Raw genomic sequence first — 226 nt, 5'->3', positions numbered from 1 at the left:
TGGCGATACCTTGTCGGGCGCGCTGGCGACGTCGGCGACGACAACGAGCAACGTCGGCACCTACGGTATTACACAGGGCACGCTGGTGGCCTCCGGCAACTACGCACTGACCTATACGGGCAACAACCTCACTGTCACCCAGCGTGCCATTACCGTGACAGCCGACGCCAAGAGCCGAGCCTACGGCGATGCCAACCCGACGCTGACCTATCAGGTCGGCGGCGCG

Annotated in this window: 1 pseudogene; it reads left to right on the top strand. The window is 64.6% G+C overall.

Annotated elements, in window-relative coordinates:
- Window positions 1–10: 10 nt before the first annotated feature.
- Window positions 11–226: pseudogene (locus CQ14_RS45790) on the top strand (MBG domain-containing protein); the annotation flags it as partial.

Source organism: Bradyrhizobium lablabi (genome assembly GCF_001440475.1).
In the GTDB taxonomy this organism is placed as follows: domain Bacteria; phylum Pseudomonadota; class Alphaproteobacteria; order Rhizobiales; family Xanthobacteraceae; genus Bradyrhizobium; species Bradyrhizobium lablabi.
The sequence above is the reverse complement of the archived record's forward strand: the minus strand, read 5'-3'. Positions and strand labels throughout refer to the sequence as shown.